Below are 5666 nucleotides of genomic sequence, written 5' to 3'. Positions count from 1 at the left end.
CTCCAAGCAGTGTCATAACTGATCCCTTTTTTCTTAGCATAATCTGATAGTTTCATGTGAACTGCAATGTAAACTTGTACTAACCATATTAGCAGTTGTTTGCAGTCATTTGCATATATTTTTTACAAAACTTTACAATACCGGCAGATGTGCATCCGGGCAGTTCCGGACACCAAATTGCCCATTCGTTTGTATCGGGATCGGGTTCAAGTATCACTCGCCATTTCATAGGGACTAAATCCTTAGAGAACTACCCAAGATGATAACAGATGGACTCCACAAGCATAATCAATGCTCAAGCCCGGGATGACTCGATAGTGGTTCACGTTGAAAGTGCCAAGGGTTTATTATGCCCAAAAGCAATATCAGGTGGGGAGCCAATAACCCCAACGCTTTCCCAATAAGCAACTAGCTCTAGCCCTGTTTTAGGAGGATTTTGTAGATAACTCATTCTCTAGCTCTGAAGGTAAATCTAGGCTGATGTTCACGGTATTTCCTCAACGTTCAATGACCTGTCTTTGATTATATCGGAATATATTCAGTTAAACGAAGGGGTTGAGTTTCCTTGCGTAAAACCAGCCTAGGGCTGTGATTTAATTGATAGAGCTATTGCCCAATTAAACCTTGAAAATGAGAATATTTACAGATAACGGTGCTACAAGCTGTAGGACTCGACGAACCTGTGCTGGTTCTAGGCGTTGTCAGATAAAGAGATGAGAAGGCAAATCAGAAAATTCCCTTAAGCTTCTAATTCATGACCTTAAGTTTAAGGATGTTCCAGTTCCCTACACTTTTGCTTGATTCATCTTTACATCTGACAACGCCTATCCTCTTGCCAGTAGCTGTTGAAAAGCAAAATGATCAAATCCTAGAGAACCGCTTGGATATTTGTTTGATTCTTGGCCAATTCTGCCAATGTCATTCCCTTTGTAAGTCGTTCAATTTCACTGCATCAGCTTAATTCCTTGCCAATGAATCAAATAAAGACAAAGACTTTACCGCTAGTTTTGGCAACTATTCTCGGTGTGAGAGGAGGAGGCAGATTTTGCTGCCGTTTCCTCTTGATAGCTAAGACAGGATTAGTTTTTGCGGTAAAAAATCTTACTGCCTTGGTCACTGACAAAATGACAATTGCGGTAGGACCGCCAGAGAGATCTGAAAATCGGTTCTTTCGAGACGCGATAATAGTCTCCTAAGACGGGACGGATAGCCTCGGTTGCTTCTTGGAGATGATAGTGGGGAATAGTGATAAAAATATGATGGGCGACGTGGGTACCAATTTGGTGATGGATGGGATTAAAGATGCCATAATCGCGATCGATGGTAGAAAGCGCTCCTTTGAGAAAGTACCAATCTTGACCGCGATACCAGGGAATATCATCTTCAGTGTGGTGTAGGAATGTCACTAGGTCCAACCAAACCACAAAGACGATATAGGGCATGATGTAGTAGTTAAACAGAAACCAAAAGCCGTAGCTGATACCCACCCCGATTAATAGACCTAACATAAAGGTACAACAAACGGTGCTAGTCAGTACCTGCCACCGTTCCGAGGGGCGAAAGAGGGGGCTTTCGGGCGTAAAATGTGACCCCTGTTTATTAGGAGAACGACGGAAAAGATAAAGGGGATAAACAAATAAAATTAGCTGAAAACGAGCTAATTTTTCGTACCAAGCCATATTGTTATACTGGGTTTCCGTGACGGGATACCAACTTTCATCGGTGTCGATATTGCCAGTATTAGCGTGATGGGTGCGATGACTGATGCGCCAACCGTGGAAAGGTACGAGAATAGGAGTATGACTGAGATGACCTATTAAGTTATTTAACCAACGATAACGGGAAAAGGAACCGTGACCGCAATCGTGACCGACGACAAATAAGGCCCAAAACATGGTTCCCTGCATAAACCAAAAAAGGGGGAAGAACCATGCTTGATTAATCTGGTAAGTTATCCAGTAAAGCAGGGTAATGATGCCAATATCAAAAAAAAAGTAGGCTAAAGAGCGAAAAACGCTTGATTGGAAGCAACGGGCCGGGATAGCTAGACGGACATCCTGTAGGGTAAATGGCAAAAATTCTCTTTTTAGGGCAGGTTTAGGTAGGGTTTGGGACACTAGGTTATAACTTAAGATGGATAACAGGGCAGTATTGACGAAGGCTTGAGTAGCTCAAGTTTTCTGTTTCTCGGTGCGCTATCTTTTCTCTATCTCAGCTAGGAGCAGATAAAACCAAGCGATCGAGTGAATTTCGTCTAACTCACTGGAATTTTATTGTAGGGCTTAATGTAACTTAACAAAAGCCCCTAGGGAAAGTTAATCACATTCTCCCCCTGTCTGTCCATCTGTCCCCCTGGGCATCTAGTACAATAATATCTGAGAAAATAGATAAGACTCTCGGTTATTCAATCAACATTATGAACGAGTTACCTATTCGTCCAGCTAACAAAAATTTTACCCATAGTCGCTTGACTTTTGCCGATTTTTATGCGGGAATTGGTGGCTTTCGTCTCGGTCTTGAACAAATCGGTTGGCAATGTGTTTTTAGCAACGAAAATAACCCAGATTGTGTGAAAACCTACAATCACAATTTTCATGAATCCATGAAACCGCAAGATGTTGAAGCTTTAATTCCTAGCTTACTTCCCGATTTTGAGGTTTTTTGTGGAGGATTTCCCTGTCAGCCATTTTCCAGAGCAGGACAACAAAAAGGTTGGCAAGACAGTCGCGGACTAGCCATTCAGGAAATTCTGAGAATTTGCCATGAAAAAAAGCCTAAAGTTATCTTTCTTGAAAATGTTAGTAATATCGTGCGCTTAAATAAAGGGCAGATATTAAAAGATATATTAATCCAGTTAAAAGAAATAAATTATCTGGCTTTTTATGCAGTTATCGATAGTAAATATTTCCAAATTCCTCAATCAAGACCTCGCTTTTTTTTATTGGCTTTCCGAAAGGATTTAGGAATTAAAAACTTTCAATTTCCCCAACCTTGCCATGCAGAAGTAGGTATTGAAAAAATTATTGTTCCGGGGGATTATTCAATTCCCATATCGGAAAAATGGCAGCAGTATATTGATTATTATGCTGGCAGAATTACTGCCGAACAATTATCTTTTCAACTGCCAAAAACAAGAATAAGTATTGAAAGGGCAAGTGTTAATGTAGATTATGATAATTGTATTTATCAAATGAGATCTAGTGGCATCCGAGCAATTTCTATCCAAAAACCCTTTCCTACTTTTGCGGTTAGTGTTAGCGGTGGTGGTGCCATGATTCCAGTGTATAGCAAGGAAAGAAGACATTTAAGTCTCTTAGAAATAAAAAGATTAATGGGATTTCCCGATGATTATTATTTTCCTGTTTCTCGCACCGCTGCTATTAAACAACTTTCTAACGCTGTCTGTCCCCCAGTCATTAAACATATTGGTATAAATATTACTAAATCACTTAATTAGCTCGATTTAACCGGTCTTCAATATTTTCTTGACTGGGGAAAATAATCTTAGTTACTTCAGGAAAAGCTAAGACGCATTCTGAACATTTATCAGGAGCATAGTTACAAAGATTACAGATTTGCCATTTGCATTTATTACAATAGAAGCAGAGAGCTTGAAAATTGTCATCGGCACTATTTCCACCTTTTTCTACGGGAATCCGATGATCCCAAACTAAACGCACTCGATCCCTAGCATAGGTATTTTGATTGATATTTTCTTTCTTTTTAAGAATTGAGCCACAAAAATTACATTTATTTTTTTGTTGTTCTAAGATATTTCTCTGAATTAGGGATGAGGGAGGTGTTCTAATCGGTGGTTTAGTAGTGGTAAAAAGTCGTTGATGATCGGAACTATCTAAAATATATTTTTGACTGCCTAATCTTTTTTGTCCTGGGGGAGCATAAATAAAATTAAATCCCTCTTCATTTCAAAGTTCGCTAAAGGGTTTATTAGCATCAGCATAGGAATCTTGAATTAAATTTTCAGAAATTTTACCCTTGAGTATAGTTTTTATCTCTTGCAAATTATTGGTCGCATTAGTTAGATCGCTCTCACAACCTTCTCCATACCTAATCAGAGTTAGCAAAGCAGCAATAGTTCTTTTTTTATATAAAATAATTACTCTGTTATCATTAAAGATAATTAAATATCCTTTTCCTTGAGTATTCTTGGTAATTTCCCTAATATCTTCTAACTTGATCCCACTCATCTTAATACCTCTAGAAATTACAGATAATTGGCTGTTAAAACCCAAAAAAAGGGCGAACAAAATTCACCCTAACAGACACAGTAATCATCCTACAAACTGCCGATAAACTGATCAATGCGATCAAATCCTTTTTCAATCGTCTTTAGATCTGTAGCATAGGAAAGACGAATACAATCATCAGCACCAAAAGCAATACCGGGGATAGCAGCCACTTTTTGGGTTTCGAGGAGTTTCTGACAAAAATCCCGGGATTTTAAACCAGTTTGACTAATATCGATAAACACATAAAAAGCACCGTTGGGAGTAGGACAATTAAGTCCAGGCAGCGATCGCACTCGTTCTAAAATATACTGTCGGCGCTCGCTAAAAGCTTTGACCATTTCCTCGATGCAATCTTGGGGACTCTCCAAAGCAGCGATCGCACCGTACTGAGCAAAAGTGCAGACATTGGAGGTACTATGACCTTGGATCTTAGTCATAGCCTTGACAATTTCCACCGGTCCTGCTATGTAACCGACGCGCCACCCCGTCATCGAGAAAGCTTTAGCAAAACCATTACTAATAATACTGCGCTGAAAGATTTCTGGGCCAAAAGAAGCGATACTGCGGTGAATCGCGCCATCATATAGGATTTTCTCGTAAATTTCATCAGAAACCACTAAAATATCCTTTTCAACCACAATTTTTGCTAAAGCTGCGATTTCTTCGGGAGTATAGACAATGCCGGTGGGATTAGAGGGAGAATTGAGAACAAATAATTTAGTTTTCGGTGTAATTGCCGCTTCTAGCTGTTCGGGGGTGATTTTATACTGATTCTCTAGGCTAGTGTTCACTATAACCGATGTTCCCCCCGCTAACGTCACCATTTCAGGATAACTCAACCAGTAGGGTGCGGGAATAATTACTTCGTCCCCGGCTTCAATTAACGCCATGATTAGATTATAGAGAGACTGTTTACCCCCATTGGTAACGATGACATTATCGGCATTGTATGCTAGTTGATTATCCCGCAGCAATTTCTCGGCGATGGCTTTTCTTAACCCCGCTTCCCCGGCAGCTGGTCCGTAGCGAGTTTTTCCCTCATCGAGGGCCTTTTTCGCGGCAGCTCTGATGTGAGTGGGTGTGTCGAAATCTGGCTCCCCGGCGCTAAAACTACAGACATCTTCGCCGTTTTTCTTCATTTCCTTGGCCAGAGAGTCGATAGCTAGGGTAAGGGAGGGGGTGACTTGATTGACTCGTGACGCTAGTTTCATAGTATTTTACCCTGACAGGGCTTTTCTGATGACCTACACAACCTTTAGTATTGTCCATCACCCCGATTGTTCTGGGTGTTTTTTTATATAATCTCCGGAATTGCGGCGCTTAGGGGTGGGTGTGGGGTGATGGGGTGTGGGGTGTGGGGTGTGGGGTGTGGGGTGTGGGGTGTGGGGTGTGGGGTGTGGGGTGTGGGGTGTGGGG

At 40.9% G+C, this 5666-nt stretch carries 5 protein-coding genes and 1 pseudogene; 1 reads left to right on the top strand and 5 read right to left on the bottom strand.

All coding sequences use genetic code 11. The features are described from left to right. Nucleotides 1-130 precede the first annotated feature (130 nt). A pseudogene (locus IM507_RS23670) lies at nt 131-229 on the bottom strand (type II toxin-antitoxin system HicB family antitoxin); the annotation flags it as partial. A gap of 850 nt (nt 230-1079) precedes the next feature. After that, on the bottom strand, nt 1080-2117 hold the full coding sequence (locus IM507_RS08415; protein WP_069474710.1) for a fatty acid desaturase: 1038 nt from the start codon (nt 2115-2117) through the stop codon (nt 1080-1082). A 299-nt stretch (nt 2118-2416) separates the two neighbouring features. On the opposite strand from IM507_RS08415, the gene IM507_RS08410 reads away from it, so the two are divergent. Next, nucleotides 2417-3457 (top strand): DNA cytosine methyltransferase, encoded by a 1041-nt coding sequence (locus IM507_RS08410; protein ID WP_287636878.1) that lies wholly within the window; start codon nt 2417-2419, stop codon nt 3455-3457. Here the strand turns inward: IM507_RS08410 and IM507_RS08405 are convergent. The 3 genes from IM507_RS08405 to IM507_RS08395 all read right to left on the bottom strand — a co-directional run bounded on the left by IM507_RS08405 (nt 3450) and on the right by IM507_RS08395 (nt 5461). Beyond that, nucleotides 3450-3680, bottom strand: coding sequence for an HNH endonuclease (locus tag IM507_RS08405; RefSeq protein ID WP_256094039.1), 231 nt, complete (start codon nt 3678-3680; stop codon nt 3450-3452). The two genes, IM507_RS08410 and IM507_RS08405, sit on opposite strands and share 8 nt — an antisense overlap. Before the next feature lie 246 nt (nt 3681-3926). Then, nucleotides 3927-4268, bottom strand: a complete 342-nt coding sequence (locus IM507_RS08400) for a hypothetical protein (protein WP_287636877.1) — start codon at nt 4266-4268, stop codon at nt 3927-3929. A gap of 29 nt (nt 4269-4297) precedes the next feature. Further along, the gene (locus IM507_RS08395; RefSeq protein WP_016514797.1) at nt 4298-5461 is read right to left on the bottom strand and encodes a pyridoxal phosphate-dependent aminotransferase; all 1164 of its coding nucleotides are present in this window, start codon (nt 5459-5461) and stop codon (nt 4298-4300) included. Between the last annotated feature and the right edge of the window lie 205 nt (nt 5462-5666).

The organism is Microcystis sp. M20BS1, assembly GCF_020245305.1.
Lineage (GTDB): Bacteria > Cyanobacteriota > Cyanobacteriia > Cyanobacteriales > Microcystaceae > Microcystis > Microcystis ichthyoblabe_A.
The sequence above is the reverse complement of the archived record's forward strand: the minus strand, read 5'-3'. Positions and strand labels throughout refer to the sequence as shown.